23 protein-coding genes are annotated in these 21,398 nt (G+C 45.6%); 7 read left to right on the forward strand and 16 right to left on the reverse strand.

What is annotated here, in order from left to right:
• Window positions 1-207 (reverse strand): hypothetical protein (locus MiSe_RS17150; protein WP_226582446.1); only part of this gene is annotated, 207 nt, incomplete at its 3' end.
• An 80-nt stretch (window positions 208-287) separates the two neighbouring features.
• Between MiSe_RS17150 and MiSe_RS17155 the strand changes: the two genes are divergently transcribed.
• Window positions 288-1,415 (forward strand): glycolate oxidase, encoded by a 1,128-nt coding sequence (locus MiSe_RS17155; protein ID WP_226582449.1) that lies wholly within the window; start codon window positions 288-290, stop codon window positions 1,413-1,415.
• Between the two features lie 119 nt (window positions 1,416-1,534).
• Here the strand turns inward: MiSe_RS17155 and MiSe_RS17160 are convergent, their stop codons facing one another.
• Window positions 1,535-2,353, reverse strand: coding sequence for an FkbM family methyltransferase (locus MiSe_RS17160; RefSeq protein WP_226582453.1), 819 nt, complete (start codon window positions 2,351-2,353; stop codon window positions 1,535-1,537).
• 12 nt (window positions 2,354-2,365) lie between these two features.
• Window positions 2,366-3,100: an FkbM family methyltransferase gene (locus MiSe_RS17165; protein WP_226582456.1), complete on the reverse strand. Its 735-nt coding sequence runs from the start codon at window positions 3,098-3,100 to the stop codon at window positions 2,366-2,368.
• 146 nt (window positions 3,101-3,246) lie between these two features.
• Here MiSe_RS17165 and MiSe_RS17170 point away from each other — a divergent pair, with 146 nt between their 5' ends.
• Window positions 3,247-4,266, forward strand: coding sequence for an aldo/keto reductase (locus tag MiSe_RS17170; RefSeq protein ID WP_226582459.1), 1,020 nt, complete (start codon window positions 3,247-3,249; stop codon window positions 4,264-4,266).
• A gap of 58 nt (window positions 4,267-4,324) precedes the next feature.
• Here the strand turns inward: MiSe_RS17170 and MiSe_RS17175 are convergent, their stop codons facing one another.
• The 3 genes from MiSe_RS17175 to crtA all read right to left on the reverse strand — a co-directional run bounded on the left by MiSe_RS17175 (window position 4,325) and on the right by crtA (window position 5,762).
• Complete coding sequence (locus MiSe_RS17175) at window positions 4,325-4,576, reverse strand: hypothetical protein (protein ID WP_226582462.1); 252 nt, start codon at window positions 4,574-4,576, stop codon at window positions 4,325-4,327.
• Window positions 4,577-4,726: 150 nt separating this feature from the next.
• Window positions 4,727-4,903 carry a hypothetical protein gene (locus MiSe_RS17180; protein ID WP_226582465.1) on the reverse strand — a complete coding sequence of 59 codons (177 nt, stop codon included), beginning with the start codon at window positions 4,901-4,903 and terminating at the stop codon, window positions 4,727-4,729.
• A 4-nt stretch (window positions 4,904-4,907) separates the two neighbouring features.
• Window positions 4,908-5,762, reverse strand: a complete 855-nt coding sequence (gene crtA / locus MiSe_RS17185; protein WP_226582468.1) for a cyanoexosortase A — start codon at window positions 5,760-5,762, stop codon at window positions 4,908-4,910.
• A gap of 21 nt (window positions 5,763-5,783) precedes the next feature.
• Between crtA and MiSe_RS17190 the strand changes: the two genes are divergently transcribed.
• Window positions 5,784-5,975 (forward strand): hypothetical protein, encoded by a 192-nt coding sequence (locus MiSe_RS17190; RefSeq protein WP_226582471.1) that lies wholly within the window; start codon window positions 5,784-5,786, stop codon window positions 5,973-5,975.
• Between the two features lie 22 nt (window positions 5,976-5,997).
• Window positions 5,998-7,644 carry an ABC transporter substrate-binding protein gene (locus MiSe_RS17195; RefSeq protein ID WP_226582474.1) on the forward strand — a complete coding sequence of 549 codons (1,647 nt, stop codon included), beginning with the start codon at window positions 5,998-6,000 and terminating at the stop codon, window positions 7,642-7,644.
• Window positions 7,645-7,690: 46 nt separating this feature from the next.
• Here MiSe_RS17195 and MiSe_RS17200 read toward each other — a convergent pair whose 3' ends face one another.
• Window positions 7,691-7,993, reverse strand: coding sequence for a hypothetical protein (locus MiSe_RS17200; protein WP_226582477.1), 303 nt, complete (start codon window positions 7,991-7,993; stop codon window positions 7,691-7,693).
• A gap of 455 nt (window positions 7,994-8,448) precedes the next feature.
• Between MiSe_RS17200 and hemC the strand changes: the two genes are divergently transcribed.
• The gene (hemC, locus tag MiSe_RS17205; RefSeq protein ID WP_226582491.1) at window positions 8,449-9,414 is read left to right on the forward strand and encodes a hydroxymethylbilane synthase; all 966 of its coding nucleotides are present in this window, start codon (window positions 8,449-8,451) and stop codon (window positions 9,412-9,414) included.
• A 184-nt stretch (window positions 9,415-9,598) separates the two neighbouring features.
• Window positions 9,599-11,023, forward strand: a complete 1,425-nt coding sequence (glgA, locus tag MiSe_RS17210; RefSeq protein WP_226582494.1) for a glycogen synthase GlgA — start codon at window positions 9,599-9,601, stop codon at window positions 11,021-11,023.
• A gap of 252 nt (window positions 11,024-11,275) precedes the next feature.
• On the opposite strand, the gene MiSe_RS17215 is transcribed toward glgA, so the two are convergent.
• Window positions 11,276-12,166 carry a peptidoglycan DD-metalloendopeptidase family protein gene (locus tag MiSe_RS17215; protein ID WP_226582497.1) on the reverse strand — a complete coding sequence of 297 codons (891 nt, stop codon included), beginning with the start codon at window positions 12,164-12,166 and terminating at the stop codon, window positions 11,276-11,278.
• Window positions 12,167-12,553: 387 nt separating this feature from the next.
• Between MiSe_RS17215 and MiSe_RS17220 the strand changes: the two genes are divergently transcribed.
• Window positions 12,554-13,765, forward strand: coding sequence for an HhoA/HhoB/HtrA family serine endopeptidase (locus MiSe_RS17220; protein ID WP_226582500.1), 1,212 nt, complete (start codon window positions 12,554-12,556; stop codon window positions 13,763-13,765).
• An 85-nt stretch (window positions 13,766-13,850) separates the two neighbouring features.
• On the opposite strand, the gene MiSe_RS17225 is transcribed toward MiSe_RS17220, so the two are convergent.
• From MiSe_RS17225 to MiSe_RS17260, 8 genes are all read right to left on the reverse strand, one after another.
• Entirely contained in the window at window positions 13,851-14,198 is a 348-nt protein-coding gene (locus MiSe_RS17225) for a DUF760 domain-containing protein (RefSeq protein ID WP_226582503.1), read from the reverse strand.
• A 244-nt stretch (window positions 14,199-14,442) separates the two neighbouring features.
• On the reverse strand, window positions 14,443-14,994 hold the full coding sequence (gene scpB, locus MiSe_RS17230; protein WP_226582506.1) for an SMC-Scp complex subunit ScpB: 552 nt from the start codon (window positions 14,992-14,994) through the stop codon (window positions 14,443-14,445).
• Window positions 14,995-15,047: 53 nt separating this feature from the next.
• Window positions 15,048-15,851 carry a phosphate ABC transporter ATP-binding protein PstB gene (pstB, locus tag MiSe_RS17235; RefSeq protein ID WP_226582608.1) on the reverse strand — a complete coding sequence of 268 codons (804 nt, stop codon included), beginning with the start codon at window positions 15,849-15,851 and terminating at the stop codon, window positions 15,048-15,050.
• A gap of 174 nt (window positions 15,852-16,025) precedes the next feature.
• Window positions 16,026-17,051: a PstA family ABC transporter permease gene (locus MiSe_RS17240; RefSeq protein WP_226582509.1), complete on the reverse strand. Its 1,026-nt coding sequence runs from the start codon at window positions 17,049-17,051 to the stop codon at window positions 16,026-16,028.
• Window positions 17,052-17,134: 83 nt separating this feature from the next.
• Window positions 17,135-18,121: a phosphate ABC transporter permease subunit PstC gene (pstC, locus tag MiSe_RS17245; RefSeq protein ID WP_226582512.1), complete on the reverse strand. Its 987-nt coding sequence runs from the start codon at window positions 18,119-18,121 to the stop codon at window positions 17,135-17,137.
• Window positions 18,122-18,151: 30 nt separating this feature from the next.
• The gene (locus tag MiSe_RS17250; protein WP_226582515.1) at window positions 18,152-18,607 is read right to left on the reverse strand and encodes a hypothetical protein; all 456 of its coding nucleotides are present in this window, start codon (window positions 18,605-18,607) and stop codon (window positions 18,152-18,154) included.
• Between the two features lie 38 nt (window positions 18,608-18,645).
• The gene (gene pstS, locus MiSe_RS17255) at window positions 18,646-19,698 is read right to left on the reverse strand and encodes a phosphate ABC transporter substrate-binding protein PstS (protein WP_226582518.1); all 1,053 of its coding nucleotides are present in this window, start codon (window positions 19,696-19,698) and stop codon (window positions 18,646-18,648) included.
• 284 nt (window positions 19,699-19,982) lie between these two features.
• Entirely contained in the window at window positions 19,983-21,368 is a 1,386-nt protein-coding gene (locus MiSe_RS17260; RefSeq protein WP_226582521.1) for an NYN domain-containing protein, read from the reverse strand.
• Between the last annotated feature and the right edge of the window lie 30 nt (window positions 21,369-21,398).

The raw sequence follows: 21,398 nt of genomic DNA on the forward strand, positions 1-21,398 counted from the left end.
AACATTTGATGATTGCCTTGTCCTCTGAAAAATCGTCGGTGTAGGGACACGGCATCCAAAACCTGATCTACAAGCAAACATTTTATGATTGCCTTGTCCTCTGAAAAATCGTCGGTGTAGGGACACGGCATCCAAAACCTGATCTACAAGCAAACATTTGATGATTGCCGTGTCCTCTGAAAAATCGTCGGTGTAGGGACACGGCATCCAAAACCTGATCTACAAGCAAACATTTGATGATTGCCGTGTCCCTACGCGCGGACATAGAAATGGAGTACGATTAACAAATGACTCCGATTAAACCGATTAATCTATTCGAGTACGAAACCCGCGCCAAAGAGCATCTATCCCAGATGGCGCTAGATTACTATGCCAGCGGTGCTGGGGACGAAATTACCCTGCGGGATAACCGCGCCGCCTTTGAACGCTACAAACTCCGTCCCCGGATGTTGGTAGATGTGAGTCAGCGAGACTTAAGCACGAAAATACTTGGTCAAACTTTGCCCCTGCCGATTTTAATTGCACCGATGGCGTTTCAGTGTTTGGCGCATCCAGAAGGAGAAATTGCCACCGCCAAAGCTGCGGCGAAATTGGGAAGCACAATGGTATTAAGTACCTTAGCAACAAAAAGTATAGAAGAAGTTGCTAACGCTTCACAAAATCGCATACCCTCGTTCCCTTGCTCTGCCAGGGAACGCAATTCCCGATTATGGTTTCAATTGTACGTGCATCGCGACAGAGGTTTGACAAAAGCACTGGTAGAACGCGCCTATAAAGCAGGATATCAAGCACTTTGCCTCACCGTTGATGCCCCGGTTTTAGGTAAGCGAGAACGCGATATGCGCAATCAATTTGCGTTACCACCAGGGATGGAATTGGCAAATTTAGCTGCACTATCCGATTTAGAAATAGCTTACAAACCAGGAGAATCTGGTTTATTTGCTTATTTTTTAGAACAGTTAAATCCTGCATTAACTTGGAAAGATTTGGAATGGTTGCAATCTTTATCGCCGCTACCGTTAGTCGTCAAAGGGATATTGCGGGGAGATGATGCAATTCGGGCGGTGGAATGTGGCGCCAAGGCGGTAATTGTATCGAATCATGGGGGGAGACAATTGGATAGTGCGATCGCATCCATCGACGCGCTCTCTGAAATCGTCGCCGCAGTCGGAAATAAAGCAGATATCCTAGTAGATGGCGGCATCCGTCGCGGCACAGATATCCTCAAAGCCTTAGCATTAGGCGCAAAAGCAGTATTATTAGGACGCCCAATATTATGGGGATTAGCAGTAGACTCAGAAGCAGGAGTCCAACACATCATCGAACTATTGCGCGATGAATTAGATATAGCAATGGCATTGAGTGGTTGCGCCAACTTAGGAGATATCGATTCGAGTTTAGTCATCGGGTTTTAACTACATCAGGACTACGGTTGCATCGGAATTACGACCTGTAGGGACAATTAGCAATTAGCAATTAGCAATTCCCCAGAAATCTAATCATTCCGATGCCACCGGATTTGATATAACTCGACCTATCTCGACAAAATTGTCGTCAAGACCAAATTTGTCCAACCCCCATAATAAGGGCGACATAATTTGGCAATTTCATCCTCTGAATACCGCCAGTCATGGAAGCTAATAATGTTGCCATAAACTGCATTTGAATCAAAAATTGAATCTGGTTCTAAATCAGATAATTGCAAATCGAAGATTCTTTCTTTTGCATGATAGGCATAATCTATCATCACGCTGAAACCGTAACCGCACTGCTTTAATACCGCCAGACAATCCATCGTAGCATTCAAAAATTGCGGCGACCAACCTCTTTTACCCTTTTGCCGGTTAATACCCCCGCCATATTCAAACATCACTACCTTGGGAATCAAAGAATCTGGTAATTCAACGAATTGTTTAATCACCTGGGATTCCCATCCTTCAATATCGATTTTGATGCAACTAATCTTTTCAGCTTCAATCGTTGAAAGTAACTTCGATAAAGTAATCGATTCGACTTGTTTGATTTGCTTATAAGACCCAAACCAATCCGGTGACAAAGAACTAAAGTTATTATTTAATAATCCCGCAAAGGTTCCCATATACAAATTTTCTGTGCCATTTCTATCAGAAAGACAACTTTGAATTAAACCAATATTGCGCTTTTGACATATCCGCTGTAACTTCTTCACTGGCAAAGGTTCCACCGCCAAAGTTGAAAATCTTAATTTCGCAAACATTTCACAATAAAATGCAAACGTTCCCACACCAACATCAATACAAATACCTTCTTTTTTAGGGTCTACAACTGGCAAAATATTAGCTAGTAAAGATTGGCAACAAGGTTCAACTCGCATAATTGGGATGTGTTATTTAATAAAAACTGCATTCAAGAATAGCACCGAACCATCGCGATCGCATACTTGGTCTAAATTACCACAATATTTATAGCCAAGATTATCCATCAGAGTGAAAATATCTTTGAATTGAGCTTGATTTTCGTAAAGTTGTTTTAACGAAATTTCTACGATACATGCTTTAGCTTTGGCAAAAGTTTCAACTCCACCTCTAATCACCCTATCTTCATATCCTTGTACGTCAAGTTTAATCAGAATATCAGACTGGGGCGGTTCCAGCAATTGGGAAATTTCTCGATCTAAAGTTGACTGCTGCACAAGAATTTTTTCTTGCTTTTTGGTCATTGGGTACATTTTTTCACAAAACTTAGTTGTATTCAATATAGAGGAAGAAGCCGTAAAAAACAAATGCTGTTGGATTTCTATCTCTTGCACCGTATCGCCCAAAGCAAGATTAAAAACAGTCACTTTACCCTTTTGTTTTCTCGCCCAAGCTTTCACTTTTTTACAAGGGTCGGGTAGGGGTTCAAAAGCATATATCTTCGCCTTGGGGAATAGCTGAGAAATTTTTTGGTAAAATTGACCTTCATTCGCTCCCACATCAATAATTGTCTTGATAGAAAGTTTGGATAAACCTAAAAGTCTCTGCTCCCAATCTTTAACTAAAAGATTGCCAATTAAATTGATTATCTTGTTGCTAATTTCATAGATTAACTTATTTAATTTTTTCTGGTTAAATTCCGGCATAACAAAGTTTAGTACCACGAAACAAATCTGAAAACCGAGCAACCGTAGCTAATCTGGGTGGAGATCTGTGTAAAAATAAAAATTAGGCACAGAAGTATCTTCCGGTCAAAATTTGAGCCACCCTCATAATTCTTTTTAGCAGCAACATGAATCTACCAGAATCGAGCAGGCTACAGTTTACCCCAGATTTGAACATTTGTCGAGTTTTAAACGGCATGTGGCAAGTATCCGGCGGACACGGACGCATTTCTTCAGATGCAGCCATCCAAACCATGTTTAAGTACCTCGATGCAGGTTACACTACTTGGGATATGGCAGACCATTATGGCCCCGCCGAAGACTTTATTGGCGAGTTTAGGCGTCAATTAATCGCGACGCGAGGGGAAGCAGCGCTATCGAACCTGCAAGCATTTACCAAATGGGTACCAAGACCCGGTAAAATGACCAGAAAGTTGGTGGAAGATAATATTGATATCTCCCGCCGCAGGATGAAAGTTGATGCCTTAGACTTGATGCAATTCCACTGGTGGGAATACCGGGATAAAAATTACCTCGACGCCCTCAAGCATATGGCAGATCTGCAAACTGAGGGGAAAATCAAACACCTGGCATTAACTAATTTCGATACAGAACATTTGAAAATTATCCTTGACAACGGGATCAAGATAGTATCCAACCAAGTGCAATTTTCTATCGTTGACCGCCGTCCCGAAGTGGCGATGATTCAGTTCTGCCAGCAGCACGATATCAAGCTTTTCACTTACGGTACAATTTGCGGCGGTTTGTTATCAGAAAAATATCTGGGGCAACCCGAACCCCGTGGCGGACAACTTGACACCGTGAGTTTGAGGAAATACAAAAACATGGTAGATGCTTGGGGCGGTTGGAGTTTGTTTCAAGAATTGCTTTCTGTCCTCAAGGGAATTGCAGATAAGCATGGAGTTAGCATTCCCAATGTGGCAGTTCGTTATATTTTGGATAAACCAGCAGTAGGCGGTGTTATCGTTGGCGCCAGGTTGGGAATTTCCGCACACTTAGAAGATAACGCCAAAGTGTTTGATTTGCACCTGGATGATTCAGATACCAAACAGATAGATGCGGTAACAAATAAATCCAGGGATTTGTTTAAACTAATTGGCGACTGTGGGGACGAATATCGACGTTAAATCATCAACCATCGGGTAGGGGCACGGCGTGGGAAAATCTTGGCGTTAGTGACAAAACTTATTCATGCCGTGCCCCTACAGCAACGATCTTGGTTGGGATACAGCGGCTTGCAGCCGCGTGAGGGAAAGCGTTATCGCTTGGTTTGTGTAGCGGCACCCTTAAGGGTGCCGCTACACAAAAGGCGGTGTACCTCATCCGAATGAAATCCGCTATAAAATGCACCATTTGGAGCGCGATCGCTTCTGAATCTGGTAGCGGGGGCGAAGCACCGGGAAGGCTTCCGTCTGCATGGCGCGAGTGTATTTTCATCAGGTTAGTTTTAGCCTGTTAAACAGACTATCGGCGATTGCCTAACCTCTATTTTGGTTATAGCGGATTGCAGTCGCATGAGGTACACCGCCTTTTGTGTAGCGGCACCCTTAAGGGTGCCGCTACACAAAAGGCGCCAAAAGGCTGTACCTAGACGAGCTTGCAATCTGCTGTAATAGGCGATCGCATCCAAAATTCCCTGAAATTTCCAGGCGATCGCATCGAGCAAGAATTGGGGGATATGTTAACAAAAACAAGGGCGGGCGGGACGCCCACCCCACAAGAATTTTTCTGGTTTTGTGGGGTGGGACGTATTGCCCGCCCCATTTTTTCATTGCTCCACCTCGACAACATCTTCATCTTCCGATTCTTCTTGCTTAATCAGCCAAAGGCAAAATATTCCAATAAGCAGTACAGAAAGCAGCGAAAATATTTGGGAATTTTCTGAATGCCAGTAATTAAATGCTTCCCGATTAGAGAAAGCAAGAACAGCCAAGTAGGCAATCCGCAACCCATTGATTGCAAATCCCGTGATAACTGCCACAATAGGCACTAAAATTGTTTTGCCCAATTCAAGGGGAAACATAATTAAAAAAAGCGCTGACAGTTGCAACAGCCAAAGCAGCGTTGTCAATCCCGCACATTCAGGCGATATCCATATCGTTCCTTTTGGTTGAACAATAAAATCCCCGTGAGCAAAGACTTCATATCCTAAATACCACAGAACAAAGCTGGAAAATTTACCCGTTAAAGAACTAACGCCGATTAGCTGATTAATTGGATCGGTGATTAACTCCGGAGGTACTGCGAGAATAATCAAAAGGATGAATTCCTGCCAATATTGTTTTAATCCCTTAATCCCAGAGGCAATTAAACCTAAACCGAAAGCAGAAATTAAAGGAAAGATGCGAAGAAAAGGATCGTAACCAGTCAGGGATAAAATCTTGACGAGTACCAAAATAATTAGTATTATGCCAAAAAACCTGGAGAATACCCCACTGTTTAAACTTAAGCTGCAACGTTTTTCCCATAACCTGGATACTACAGCCAGCCAAAACAGAATACTTGTACCTAGAAAGAAGGTGGGTGCAGTTTTACCGACTAAACTCAAGTGAATACCAATTAAGCTAACTGCTATCCCCAAGAGCCAGAATTTAGGCTTTTGTAAAAGCTTCAGCAAGTTCATGATGGTAGGAGGTGTGTAATATTGTCAACAATAGACAAAGGGGCACGGCGTCCGAAAATTTTCGAGTTAGTTACAAAAATTCCTGATGTTCCCTACTACAACGATCTTTGTTGCACCCATCTGAAAATTTTAGCAAGATATTACTATCCCTCGCCACCTGCGATCGCTCTTAACAAATGTTATATTTTCCCGGTTTTACTTAACATATATTAATACTATGCCAGGAGTTAATCCGATGAAAAGATGGAAGCAATGGCGACTCGCTCTTTTGACGGCAGTTTGTGCCTTTTCTCTAATTCTTTCTAATTGTAAAAATCAGCCTAGCACTTCTCCCAACGCCAGCAGTCCAGGCGCAACTACCCAAGGCGTATTGGTTTATGGTTCCGGTGGACAACCCGTAAATTTAGAACCGGGGAATATCACCGATGGCAATTCGGTGATTGTCCAAGATCAAATATACGATCGCTTGCTCGAATTCAAACCAGGAACAACAGAACTTGCACCAAGTTTAGCTACCAGTTGGTCGGTTTCCCAAGATGGTAAAACTTGGACGTTTAAACTTAGATCGGGGGTAAAATTTCATGACGGTAGCGAATTTAACGCCGAGGCTGTTAAATTTAACGTAGAACGTTGGTGGGATGAAAAACACCCGAATGGACACCGGGATGCCGGGAAAAATTATCAAATTTGGCCTCAAGTTTTCGGCGGTTTTAAAGTCCAGCCAAATTCTCTCTTGCAAAATATTGTCCTAGTGGATAAATCTACGATTCAGTTTGTGTTGAAACAGCCCTTTGCTGCGTTTCCGGCTGCAATTGGATCGGCTTTCTTTGGTATTGCTAGCCCAAATGCGATTAAACAAGCTGGGGCAAAATATGGGACTCCTGCGGCTATGGCGGTGGGGACGGGGCCATTTATTTTCAAGGAATGGCGGACTGGCGATCGCATCCGACTCGAAAAAAATCCCACCTACTGGAAATCCGGATTTCCTAAAGCGAATCAATTGGTAATTCGCTTTATTACCGACCCAGCCGCAAGGCTTGCCCAACTTAGAGCTGGACAAATAGATTTTACCGTAGATTTGGCTCCAGATCAAATCAAAGAAATTCAAAGCGATCCGAATTTAACAGCGGTTCCTCGCCCTTCTTTTAATGTGGGATATTTGGCGTTAAATCCCAGTTATAAGCCGCTGTCGGATGCGCGGGTGAGAGTTGCGATCGCTCACGCCATCAACACTCAACAAATCGTCCAAGCTTTCTGGGGCGAATTAGGCACTAGCGACGCTCACTTTACCCCGTCTGCACTGGCAGAATTCCAATCTAAAAACATTGCCAATTACGAACATAACCCGCAGAAAGCCAAACAACTTTTAGCCGAAGCTGGCTATCCTAAAGGCTTCGATTTGGAACTGTGGTACATGCCGGTTTCCCGCGCTTATTTTCCCACACCGAAACCAATTGCTGAAGCTTTCGCCGCCGATTTAACTGCAATTGGAATTCGAGTGACGCTCAAAACAAAAGATTGGGCGGCTTACATTGCCGAGCGACAAAAACCGCCGGGATTCCAAGCGTTTATGTTAGGTTGGACAGCCGACTATGGCGATCCGGATAGTTTTTATTATCCCCACTTTGGCCCCGGTTCTACCATCGATTTGGGAGGTTGGAAAAATCAGCGACTTTTGCAATTATTAAATCAAGGACGCGCGACTGGGGATAAAGCAACCAGAGCTAAAATTTACGCAGAAGTTGATGAAATTTTGCACAAAGAAGTAGTGCGCCTGCCCATTGTACATTCCCAACCGCTATTAGCCAAACGCAAGAATGTTGCAGGATGGGTTCCCAGTCCCTTGGGTTCCGAGTCGTTTGACGGAATTACCAAACAGTAAAAGATTGGGGAGGTGGGTAATAATTATTACTCATCTCCCTCCTCAATCAATACAACGCTTTGGCAATTTGATTCATGATATTCAATTGCTCGATACTCGGTGCTTCGATATTACCCCATGCCAGTTTCTCTAACTGCGCTGCCAACACTCGCAAATGTTCCGCACGCAAGCGCATTCTGATGCTAATTCCCTCCGCTCCTGTTGCGATGCACTGCGGACAAACATCGCTTATATAATCACCCGATTCATTGTAAGCTCTTGCTACAATTTCTTTGGTTATAAATGTGCTGCCGCAGAGGTGGCAATAGGATTTTTCATCAAAGTCATTCGTTTCTAGTTCAATTTTCATGTTCTTACTCGCGAATGCGAGTCCCTTACTTGAGAGTATTTGACATTAATACCCTTTCCAATTTGAGGCACACCGATCAATTTTTACACCAGTTGGGTTGAACCAGGCTATCTGTTTTTGTGAAACTTTGTCAGTAAAACCCACTCTGACAACACTCCTCTACCATCGGTAGCGTCCCGCAAAAGAAATGGTATGACAGCCAGACAATTGCTACTGTTTTTTCTGGTTAATCTTATTTTAAGAAAAAAGGTACTTATTTTAACAGAAAATGTTTTGATTTCTGGAAAAAGAAGCGGTTCTCCTTTGTCGAGGCTGCACCAACGCCTGAGCAGTCGTTACAAAATGTAAAAACAAAACTCCCGTTGAGACAGGTTGAATCGAATATCTAAGCATCGCGCACTGCGGTAGTCTAGATTGGGTGACCTATTCTGTTTGCGTTGTGGCGCGATCGCACTATGTCTCCAACCGTTTCCAGTCCTCCCCGTACCATTCGCATCGCTTCCCGTAAAAGCCAACTGGCGTTGGTTCAAACTTACTGGGTGCAAGAACAACTCCAGAAACACTTTCCCGGCAGGACTTTTGAAGTCCACACCATGAGTACCCAAGGCGACAAGATACTCGATGTCGCCCTAGCCAAAATCGGCGATAAAGGACTATTCACCAAAGAACTGGAAGTCGGGATGCTCAACAACGAAACCGATTTTGCAGTACACTCGCTCAAGGATCTGCCCACCCGGTTACCACAAGGCTTGGTACTCGGATGCGTCACCGCCAGGGAAAATCCCGCAGACGCCCTCGTCGTCCACGAAAAGCATAAAGACAAGCAACTCGATACCTTACCAGAAGGCGCAGTCATCGGCACATCTTCGCTGCGGCGTTTGGCACAGTTGCGCCACCACTTCCCCCATCTGGCATTTAAAGATATCCGCGGTAACCTGAATACGCGACTGGGGAAACTCGATGCTGGAGAATACGATGCGCTGATTTTAGCCGTCGCCGGATTGGAAAGACTGGGAATGAGCGATCGCATCCACCAAGTCATCCCCAGTGAAGTATCGCTGCACGCCGTCGGACAAGGCGCATTAGGTATCGAATGTCGCGCCGAAGACAGCGAAATCATAGAAATACTTCAAGTCATCCAACACCAACCAACAGCCTATCGCTGCTATGCCGAACGCGCCTTTCTGCGAGAATTAGAAGGCGGCTGTCAAGTCCCCATCGGCGTCAACACCCACTTGGATGGAGATACCCTCACCCTCACCGGCATGGTTGCCAGTTTAGACGGTCAGCGACTGATCAAAGATACCATTACAGGCGCTGCCAGCGATGCCGAACAAATCGGCATCCAACTCGCCCAACGCTTGCGCCAACAAGGCGCAAAAGCCATCTTAGACGAGATTTTTGCTCAAATTCAGCGTTAAATGGGTAGGGGTCATGGCTAATGGCTAATGGCTAATGGTTACTCCCCCTGAGGCGATTAGCAATTAGCAATTAGCAATTAGCAAATCACCAAGGACTGTTTTGCAGTGCGCGTCTACAGGTATGATTACCTTAACAATTTGTTTCTAATTTGACTGCCTAGTCTGAGGGAAGACGAACGTTAAAATGAGAATTCTATTTGTTGCTGCTGAAGCAGCACCCCTGGCAAAAGTTGGCGGCATGGGCGATGTCGTTGGGGCTTTGCCCAAAGTGCTGCGAAAATTGGGGCATGACGTGCGGGTTTTCATGCCCTACTATGGCTTCCTACCAGACAAGATTACTATTCCAAAAACGCCTATCTGGTCGGGTAATGCGATGGGACAGGGTTTCTCGATTTACGAAAACGTCTTGCCCAATAGCGATGTGCCTTTATATTTATTCGGTCATCCTTCGTTCTGGCCCCGTCGCGTTTATCATGGAGACGATGAAGACTGGCGGTTCACCTTATTTGCTAACGGGGCGGCAGAATTTGCCTGGAACTACTGGAAGCCAGACATCATCCACTGTCACGACTGGCATACGGGAATGATTCCCGTGTGGATGCACCAAGACACCGAGATCAAAACCGTCTTCACGATTCACAACCTAGCTTATCAAGGTCCGTGGCGCTGGCGGTTGGAGCAAATGACTTGGTGTCCTTGGTACATGCAAGGACACAATACAATGGCGGCGGCAATTCAATTTGCCGACTGGGTAAATACAGTTTCGCCCACCTATGCCGATCAGATCAAGACTGCGGCGTATGGCGAACAATTGGAAGGCTTGCTTTCTTACGTCAGCGGTAAGTTATCCGGGATTCTCAACGGTATCGATACCCAACTTTACAACCCGGTTACCGACAAATATATCGCTCAAACCTTCAGTGCCGATACACTCGATCAACGAAAGGCGAATAAAGTCGCGCTGCAAGAAGAAGTTGGGTTAGAAGTCAATTCCGGATCGTTCCTGATTGGTATGGTAACCCGGTTGGTCGAGCAGAAAGGCATCGATTTGTCGCTGCAAATCCTCGACCGCTTCATGTGCTATACCGATGCTCAGTTTATCTTGTTGGGGACAGGCGATCGCTACTACGAAAGCCAAATGTGGCAAATGGCTTCCCGCTATCCAGGTCGCATGGCAACCTACCTACTCTACAACGACGCCCTCGCCCGCCGCATCTACGCAGGTTGCGATGCCTTCCTCATGCCCAGCCGTTTTGAGCCATGCGGCATCAGCCAAATGCTCGCCATGCGCTACGGTTGCGTCCCCATCGTGCGGCGTACCGGCGGCTTAGTCGATACTGTAACCCACCACGACCCCGTCAACCAAGCGGGTACGGGTTATTGTTTCGACCGCTACGAACCCCTCGATCTATTTACCGCTATGATTCGAGCTTGGGAAGGCTTCCGCTTCAAAGAGCAATGGCGCACCCTGCAACAACGCGGCATGGCGCTGGATTTCAGCTGGGATAAATCCGCCCACGAGTACGATAAATTGTACCGTTCGCTGTTTGGCATCACCGAAGCCCCATCCCAAGAGCAAGCAGAGTTAGCTCATGTAACCGCTGAGTAATTGCTAATTGCTAATTGCTAATTGCTAATTGCGCTTGACCGATTAGCCATTAGCCATTAGCGATTAGCCATTAGCGATTAGCCATTAGCGATTAGCCATTAGCGATTAGCCATTAGCGATTAGCCATTAGCGATTAGCCATTAGCGATTAGCCATTAGCGATTAGCCATTAGCGATTAGCGATTAGCGATTAGCCATTAGCCATTAGCCATTAGCCATTAGCCATTAGCCATTAGCGATTAGCCATTAGCCATTAGCGATTAGCAAGTCTCATATTCCTGAGATACGGTTCGGGATTTTCTGCCACCCAACCTAAATCTGAGTTGTAGCGAATTTCAAAATGCAGGTGAGATGCTTCGATATCGGGGGAACCCGTTGCACCAACAGTTCCCACCTGCTCTCCCTGCATAATTCTTTGCCCAGTCGTGACGGTAATATTGTCCAAGTGGGCGTAGCGAGTTTGCAACCCGTCTTGGTGATTGATTACCACTAAATTACCGTAATTGCCTTGCTCCCCGGCAAAAGCTACCACACCGTTTCCCGCCGCTAAAACTGGCGTATCAGGGGTTGCCAACAAATCTACACCGCTGTGGAATTCTACCTTACCCGTACCCAATCTCAGCTGCCAACCGTAGCGCAATCCCACCATTGCTATAGCAGGTAAAGGATATTCTGTCAACTCCCTGGTAACTTCTTCTACTCCTAGGGTTTCCGGCGACCAATTCACCCCCGGTACAAACACAACTCTGGGATTTTCCTGACAACCATTGACTTCGTATAAAATAGCCTCGCGCACGTTGTAAGCTTTTGCCACATCCCGCCAAGTTTGATTCGCCGGTACTTCTACGCGAATGCCGTTAAAGGGGGGAATAACGATTTCGGTTCCTACCTGCACTCCACCCGACCTTAAACTAGGGTTCAATCCTAACAGGGTAGCCGGAATCAGATTATGTTGACGGGCGATACTCTCCAGTGTCTCGCCAAGAGCAACTAGGTGTGTACTCAGGCGCTCCAGCGCTGGTGCGGGACAATTTAAGTTTTGCGGTTGTAAAGCGGGTTCAGTCAGATTCGCTTTCACTTCCAAGGCGGTTATAAACAGCCACAGAAGCGTTGAGGCGATGGGAAACCAACGATATAAAGTCATGGAATCAAGCAATCAATGTGAAGAAATTTTAATTAACAACCCAAATAAACCGGGTTTCTAAGAACAATCATTGGTTTGGCAACCAGAGATTGACGCAGAAACTTTGGTGATGGCCTCGACCTGCGTCAGTACTGCTGGTGTATTTTAGCGGTTTAGCGATGACAACGCCGATGACTCAAAGCTGGCAATTACCTTACCAAAACTGAATTTTATGCCAAGTCTCCCACAAAAATGCAAACTTTCTCAACCTTGCAATAGGTGAAACCCTCGTTTAGAGCAAGCTAAAGTAGATTATTATCTGTGTTTTTCTGAGGAAAAGCGTTACACCCCGCCCCGCTTTCCTCGTGATTCGATTCATAGGGTGGGTTTTCAGTGGAATTTTAACTTATGAGTTTATCTGTAAAGCAGCTGACTCTTTATTTCACGTTGCTCGCCATTGGCGGCGGTGCAGGGGTGTTAGCTAGCCGCCACCTGCAAGCGGAAAGTCGCGTCATCCCAACTTACCAGGCAACTGCCCCCATGTTGCCCCCGTTGCCAATTGAGCGCAATTCAGGCGGCAAAACGGCGAATGTTGACCCCAACAGCGTCAATTTCATCGCCGAGGCAGTCCAAAAGGTGGGACCTGCGGTAGTGCGAATTGATGCCTCGCGCAAGGTGGAAATACCAATCCCGGAAGCGTTTCGCAACCCGATGTTTAGGCGCTTCTTTGGCAATGACTCGCCGATTGGGCCGGAAGAACGGTTAGAACGCGGCACTGGTTCCGGGTTTTTACTGAGTTCTGATGGCAGTTTAATTACAAATGCTCACGTAGTAGATGGCTCGAAGACCGTGCAAGTAACGCTGAAAGACGGTCGCACGTTTGAAGGCCGGGTGGTGGGAACAGACCCGCTGACCGATGTGGCGGTGGTGAAGATTAACGCCACCAATTTGCCGACGGTGAGTTTAGGCAGCTCGCAAAATTTGATACCGGGTCAGTGGGCGATCGCGATCGGCAATCCCCTGGGTTTGGATAACACGGTAACGGTGGGTATTATCAGCGCCACGGGACGTTCCAGTTCCCAAGTCGGCGTCCCAGATAAACGAGTTAATTTTATTCAAACCGATGCTGCGATTAACCCCGGCAACTCTGGAGGGCCACTATTAAACGCTGCGGGAGAAATTATCGGCATTAATACTGCAATTCGCGCCGATGCTCAAGGACTTGGCTTTGCCATCCCCATCGAAACCGCACAGCGCGTCGCCAATCAATTGTTAGCTAAAGGCGAGGTGCAACATCCCTTCTTGGGAATACAAATGGCGGGACTGACCCCAGCTTTAAAAGAACAGCTAATTCAAGAAAGTAACCTTACCATCACCCAGGAGCGGGGGGTTTTGGTGATGCGGGTTTTCGACAATTCACCCGCCGACCAAGCCGGTCTGCGCCGAGGCGATATCATTCAAAAAATTAACGGCGTAGCGATCAAAGAAGCTTCTAAAGTACAAGAGTTAGTAGAAGCCAGTGCCGTAGGTTCTGTCTTGGAACTCGAAGTCACCCGCAACGGGCAAACCCAAAATATCCAAGTGCGACTGGGTGCTTTTCCAGCGGAGCGAATGGGGTAGGAAATTTTAGATTTTAGATTTTGGATTTTAGATGGGATGATTGTTTTACCTTTAAGATCTAAAATCTGCCATCTAAAATCTAAAATTATTGGGCACTGTCTGGTTCCTGTTTGAGGGACATTGAACCAAGCAAACTTTCCTCTAGCTGCATCCGCTGTTCCATCTGACGCAGGAAATAACCTGTCATCATCGCCGAAGCTAGCAGCCCGGCTAAGTTTTCCCGGTCTGTGGTAATTTGAACGTTAAAATGCTCGCCTGGTAGCATTCCCACCAGACCTTGAACGTTTTGAGAAATAATTTGCTTGATTTCCGGACTGACAGACTTGGCGACGCGGGCTAATACCTCCGGAGATTGATGCTGCAGATATTTCAGCAGTGGATTGGCTGGAGCATTTTCGGTATCAGAACTGAGAAAATCAGGGTTAAAGACCATGAGGAGCCTTAGTGTTGAACTAACTCTAATTTGACATATTTCCCACCAGACAGGGAGATGTAACAGGGAGAGGAAAATTTTGGGGGAAAAGAAGCTATTATGACCAGTAAACAGCCTTTTTTGCTCCCCAATTTATTTTTTTAACCAATATCGAGGCAAGACGCGCCCCATCACAGTTTCTCTGCCAGGACTTACCCACTACGAGCTGAGAAACCGGGTTTGTTTACGTAAGTCCTGTCTGCTTTCAGTCGTAAGTTTCCTCTGATTCTTCTGGGTCGCTCTCGCTTGTCGCTCTCCCTCGCCCTACTGCGTTGAAAGGTAACTCTAGCTGTTTGGGGAGTTGGTCTAGTTCAAAATACTGGTGAAATTTCTCTGTTACTTGTAGCAAATACGACCGCCCTTCTGATTGTCGGCGTTTGCGGACGTAGCCTAATTGTACGAGTTCCTGCACTTGCTGGTAAGCTCCAGAGCCGCGTAAATCGACCAATTCGGTTTGAGCGATCTCGCCTTTGAGGGCGATCGCTGCCAATGTCCTCAAAGCCCCCACCCCTATTTCTGGCGGTATCAAATTTTGCATCAACCCCTGAAACGATGTCCGCAATTGCAGACAATAACCAGCGGGGGTTTCTACAACTTCCAAAGCGCTGTCGCGGTGGGCGTAATCGTCCATCAGTTCCAGCAGCGCTTCTTGGGCGTCGTTTTTGTCGCATTTGGCGTATTCGGCGATGGCAGCCAGCGACAGGGGCTGGCTTTTCAGGTATAGAATCGCTTCAATGGTAGTTGCCAGACGAGCCATTGTAATTTTGGATGTCTCGCTAGAATCAATCGATTCTATACCTTAACATCTGTTTAACCAAACAACCCCGCGACGTAATTGCGGGTGTCCACATTCGAGGCTTCGGTAAAAATCATAGCAGTAGGGCCAAATTCGACTAACCGACCGATGCGACTCTCATCGGCATTGAAAAATGCCGTATAATCCGACACGCGAGACGCTTGTTGCATGTTGTGAGTCACGATCGCAATCGTCAGTTTATCGCGCAGCGTCTGCAATAATTCCTCAATTTTCATTGTGGCAATTGGGTCAAGCGCCGAACAAGGCTCATCCATCAGCAGAATTTTCGGCTTCACCGCCAAAGCACGAGCAATGCACAGACGCTGTTGTTGACCGCCAGAAAGTCCTAGGGCTGATTTTTTCAGATTATCTTTGACTTCATTCCACAACGCCGCCCCTTGCAACGCAGATTCTACAATTTCATCTAATTCGGCTTTTGATTTGTGCCCCGCTACTTTAATGCCGTAAGCTACATTCTCGTAAATGCTAATGGGAAATGGATTGGGTTTTTGGAACACCATACCAATTTGACGGCGGAGTCGGTTCAAATTAACGCCGCGACTGAAAATATCTTGTCCAAAAAATTCCACCGTTCCTTCAAAGCGTACCGGCGCTTCTAATTCGCTAATTCGGTTTAAGGCTTTGATGAAAGTGGATTTACCGCAACCTGAAGGGCCAATAATCGCAGTAATTTGCCCTTGGTAAATATCCATCGAAACAGAATCTACCGCTTTTTTCTCGCCGTAGTAGCAGCTTAATTTGCGGACTTTCAAAGCCGGAACTGAAGTTTCTGCGGTAGATTGAGCCGCCGCTGCCATATTCTTTCCTCTGGGAGGAATCGGTTTAAATGCTTTATTGGGGTCTGGTTTCATGATAGTATTGTAGATTTAAGATTTGAGATTGCAGATTTAAGACGTATTGCAGATTTAAGATTGCAGATTGCAGATTTAATTCAAATCTAAAATCTAAAATCTGAAATCTAAAATTTTCCTTCATCGTCGGCGCGTCACCAGGCGAGACGCAATACTGAGCAGTAAGATTAAACTTACCAACACCACCGAAGCCGTCCAAGCTAAATTATTTTGTTCGGGAAACGGAGAATTGGCATAATTATAAATTAAAACCGAAAGCGAAGGGGTAGGATTAAATAATCCATCGGGCCAGTTATCGCTAAACAAAGCCGTGAAAACCAGAGGCGCTGTTTCGCCCGCCGCACGCGCTACAGCGAGTAGAATACCTGTAGTCACACCGGGTAAAGCTGTAGAAACGACAATTTTAAAAGTGGTTTGGAAGCGGGTAGCACCCAAAGCAGCAGAGGCGAGGCGTTGAGAGATTGGAACCAATTTCAAGGCTTCTTCTGTGGTCAGCGCTACGACTGGTAGCATGAGTATAGAAAGCGCAAAACCGCCAGCTAGGGCTGAAAATCCACCTATCCCAATTGATAAAGTATTAATATCGTAACCGAAAATGTTTGCGATCGCTCCCACAAAACCCGGAAGCGGCACCCCAATTCCTTGGTCAATTGCTTCCCGTCCCAACAATATTTGACCGTTCTGAATCCCTATTTTAGTCACCACTACAACCCCATAGGCAAAAACGCCTATAATCACTGAAGGAATACCCGTCAGAACGGTAGTAATGAAACGAATAGCGCTGGCTGTTTTTGAATTTTTGCCAAATTCAGATAAGTATATGCCAGTCAACAAACCGAAAGGAATGCTAATTGCCGAAGCAATGCCGACCATAATTAACGTTCCTAAAATAGCATTGCCAAAACCATTTGGTCCTTCTACCCCAACTGGTGATGGTAAAGAAGTGATGGTTTCTGGACTCAATTGGGGCAGTCCCTGATGCAGGATTGACCACAATATTTCTACCAGGGGTAACAGCGCCAAACCCGTAAGGGCAAATGCTAACACAGTCATGCCATAGGTGAATAAAGTTCTACCTATGGGCAAAGGTTTGTTGAGTTCGGCAATTATTGATTCTTCAGTTTCTAACGAGGAAGGATTGGTCATGAATTGCTAATTGCTAATTGCTAATTGCTAATTGCTGATTGGTTGTTAGAGCTGTTCAACGGTGGAAATATTAGGGATTGCTATCATGCTTGCTTGTGTCCCAGCACCCTTACTAAAAGAACTGCTGCTATGTTAACCAGCAAGGTGATAACAAACAGAATCAAGGATAAATACATCAAGGCGCCGATATGCAATGGGTCTAATGCTTCGGCAAATTGAGTGGCGAGGACGGAGGGAATTGTAGAGGCTAAATCTAGCAAAGAAGGGTTAATTTGAGGTGAGTTGCCAATCACCATTGTCACCGCCATTGTTTCGCCTAATGCGCGTCCCAAAGCGAGGGTAGAAGCACCCAAAATTCCCGAAGCACCTGAAGGTAACAAGACGCGAAAAATGCTTTCCCAACGAGTAGCGCCTAAAGCCATTGAAGCACTTCGCAATTCTTTGGGAACGACTAGCAATACATCGCGGCTAATTGCTGCTATTGTCGGCACGATCATGATCGCCAGCACTATCCCCGAAGTGAGCAAACCAGGGCCAGAAGGTTGGGTGCTAAATTGGGGAATAAAACTGAATTTATCGAATAGCCATTGTTGTAGGGGCAGCAGAAAGGGAATTAAGACAAAAATGCCCCACAGTCCGATAATGACGCTGGGAATCGCGGCAATTAATTCTACTACAAATGCAATCGGCGATCGCACCCAATTCGGGATAAAATCTTCACTGGTGACTAGGGCTACCGAAACGCCCACGGGGACGGCGATTAGGAGTGCGATCGCGCTCGATACCAGGGTGCCATAAATAAATGGCAAAGCACCAAACTTTAACTCCCCTATATTCCATTCACTCCCCGACAAAAACCCCAGCCCAAATTGTTGAATCGCTGGCAGCGCTTGCTGTAAAATTACCCACGATAGCCAAAACAGGGTCAATGCCGTACAGATAGCAAACCCATAAACTAACCAAGTAAAACCTTGGTTTAGCCAAAGATTTAACCCCCCTCCTGCTGTTATGTCTAATTCAGCATCAAGGTTTTTAGTTGAATTTTTAGATGGCTTTGAGCGATTTTCCATAGCTTTTAGTTATCAGTAATTATTCCTCAGCTATTGCACTAATATACGCGGGCGGGACGCCCACTCCACAAGAGATTGATTTTTCTTGTGGTATAGGCATCCTGCCTGTCCCACACCTACCCCAGCAGAGATGGATTTTGCTTGTGACATAGGCATCCTGCCTGTCGGGCACCCACCCCAGCAGAGATGGATTTTGCTTGTGACATAGGCATCCTGCCTGTCCCACACCCACCCCACAAGAGATTGATTTTGCTTGTGGTATAGGCATCCTGCCTGTCCCACACCTACCCCACAAGAGATTGATTTTGCTTGTGGCATAGGCATCCTGCCTGTCCCACACCTACCCCACAAGAGATTGATTTTGCTTGTGGTATAGGCATCCTGCCTGTCGGGCACCCACCCCACCAGAGATGGATTTTGCTTGTGACATAGGCATCCTGCCTGTCGGGCACCCACCCCACCAGAGATGGATTTTGCTTGTGACATAGGCATCCTGCCTGTGCCACCCATTTTAGGTACAAGACTTAACGGACGCCGCTATTGACTGCTTGAACCACTCTGCTAGCAATCGGAGCAGGAATGCGCGTATAGCTGAGGTCATCGTTGATTTGTTGACCGTCGGTCATCACCCATTGTACCAATCGCTTCACTGCATCAGCTTTACCGGGTTGAGGATACTGTTTGTAAACCATCATCCAAGTCAAACCCACGATAGGATAACCTTGGTTCGGGTTACCAAATTCAGTAAAGTTGACGCGGAAGTCTTGGTTAAAATCTACACCTGACAACGCTTGGTTTGCTGCCTCCATCGAAGGCGCAACGTAAGCATTACTGCGATTTTGCAATTGCGCCATCTGCATGTTAGCGCTCTTGGCAAACGAGTATTCTACGTAACCAATCGCACCCCGCGTCTGTCTCACGCTTTGTGCAACACCGGGATTTCCTTGACCCCGCAGCGGATTTCCAGGCCAGTTGGGTGTAGTGCTAGCAGTTACTCTACCCCGAAAATAAGGATTAATTGCACTCAAGTGATTGCTAAAAATAAAGCTAGTACCGCTGCTATCTGCACGCACTGCCAGTCGAATCGGTTGATTGGGCAAGTTTACCCCTGGATTAGCAGAAGCAATTTTCGGGTCGTTCCAGCTAGTAATTTGACCGGAAAAAATACCAGGAAGTGCTTCGCGGGATAGTTTGAGATTGTTAACCCCTGGCAGATTATAAACAACTGCAACCGGGCCGCCAGCAGTGGGGATAAATATTACACCCCGACTAACTTTCCCCATTTCGTCATCTTTCATTGCCACGTCGCTCCCGGCAAAATCTACCGTTCCGGCAATCATTTGGCGAATTCCAGCACCGCTACCTACGGCTTGGTAGTTAACTCGAATGTTGGGGTTTTTTTGGCTGAATTGCTGAAAATACCTCTGATACAAAGGCGCCGGAAATGTTGCGCCCGCTCCGTTAAGTGTTACTGATGCTGTTTGGGATGTTGCCGTGTAAACGAAGCCTCCCACAACACCAACTGTTACGGCGGAAGCCACTACAGCTCGACGCAAAGTAGTGGAAGATAAAGCCATACTATCCCTATCCTTAAGCACAAATGCATTTTTGATTAAGCACTTCTCACCCTACACTTTACTGGTTAAGAAAAGGAAAATATCAGTCTAATTATAGGTTAAGCTGAGATTAACTTATGTTTAAGCAAAAGTTATATTAAGATTAAAAATTTTTAGTTATTTTTTTGTTGCCAAGTTTAGATGGGATCTGCCCTGAGGCTGCAACTCCAAGATGGCAAGCAAGAGTTAAGTTCGACATACCTCTAAAGGGGTATTTTTTCTGCCTCTTGTTCGTAGTGGGGACGTTACTCCTCTGTTTGAGCGATCGCAACTTGCCACCCTTTCTTCGTTTGCCCCAGTTTTAAAGAACTACAAGACTTTATAAACTTAGGGAAATTTCCATTTAAATTCAATTCATCTAGGGTTTGACTAATCGTTTTACCGTATTTTTTATGAAATTCACTTCCTAAACTTGACATAGAAATAGCGATATTAGAAGATTTAGCCGTTAAACTTTTCAAAAGATTAACAAGCGCGTCTTCTAATTCAGCTGGCGAACTAATAGATGAATTTCTCATATTATTTTGCTCATCTAATTCAGGATTTGAGCCATTGCCATTTGACGCTTTCGGCTCAGACATTTCAAATAAAGTAATATAAAGTGGCGAACGCTCCGAAACTTGATGCGCCACAAACTCAGATGGATACTCGAAGAAAATATCTCTTGTTCTTTTCCCTGGAAAGTGAGTTGCGACAACTTGAGTAATAGTAATCTGGTACTTACTTTGAAAAAGATTTGAAATTCTAGATAACTTGAGCCACTGACAACCAGTTTGCAATTGTTCGGCTTTAATTAACTGTTTTAAACAGGCAATAAATTCCTCAACCGAAGGCATTTCGGGGATGGGTTTGAGCGAATGAGTTTGAGTTTCTCCCGTCTTGCTGTTAAAGACTGCGATCTCACCTTTTTGTTTGCGAACCCGATATACAGTTAACCCGTGGGTTTGCAGCGTAGTACATAAATGAATAATTGCGTTATCCGACGAGCAAACTAATACTTCTTTCGCATTTGGGTAATGTACAAAAATAGAAGATCCAACCGTTGCCATTTTTAAATCGGCGCTGTCTTTTCCGGGGGGGACGTGAATTAGTTCGTAATGACGTTCGTGAAATTCAGCGTCTTTCCTCCCCATGCTGCGCCAATTGGCAAATGCGATTTTAATTTGAATCGGATAGGTACATATTTTCTCTAAAAATTTCTCTGTTTCTACATCTAATTGTAAGTTTTCTACATCTAAAAGTAAGATGGCAATAGCACCCGCCGATTTTGAGCCTAAATTTTCCCCTCCATTTGACGGCGTTTCCGGCTGAATAATTATCTGACGTAGGTTCTTTATTAATACTTTGAACTCAGCCGTTTCAAAAAAGCTGGGTTCCACCAGAAGCTGCAAAAATTTTCTAACTTTAACCAGTTGGGCTTTTTGGTCAGAGGCATTTAGTAGTTCTTGTTTCAACCTATCTTTGAAGATAGACTGATAGCGGTCATCTTTCCATGCCACTTTTCGATACTTTTCTTTCAGCCATTCCGGATGCTGCCGCTGCATCTCTAGAACAGCTTCATAGATATAAATACTTATTCGATCGAGAACGGTAGAATCAGTCACTGACAGCAAGCTAATGTGGTCTGGCATAGCCTTCCACGCGCATGGGGTGGCCTATGA

It is taken from the genome of Microseira wollei NIES-4236 (genome assembly GCF_020521235.1).
GTDB classification, from domain to species: Bacteria; Cyanobacteriota; Cyanobacteriia; order Cyanobacteriales; family Aerosakkonemataceae; genus Microseira; species Microseira wollei.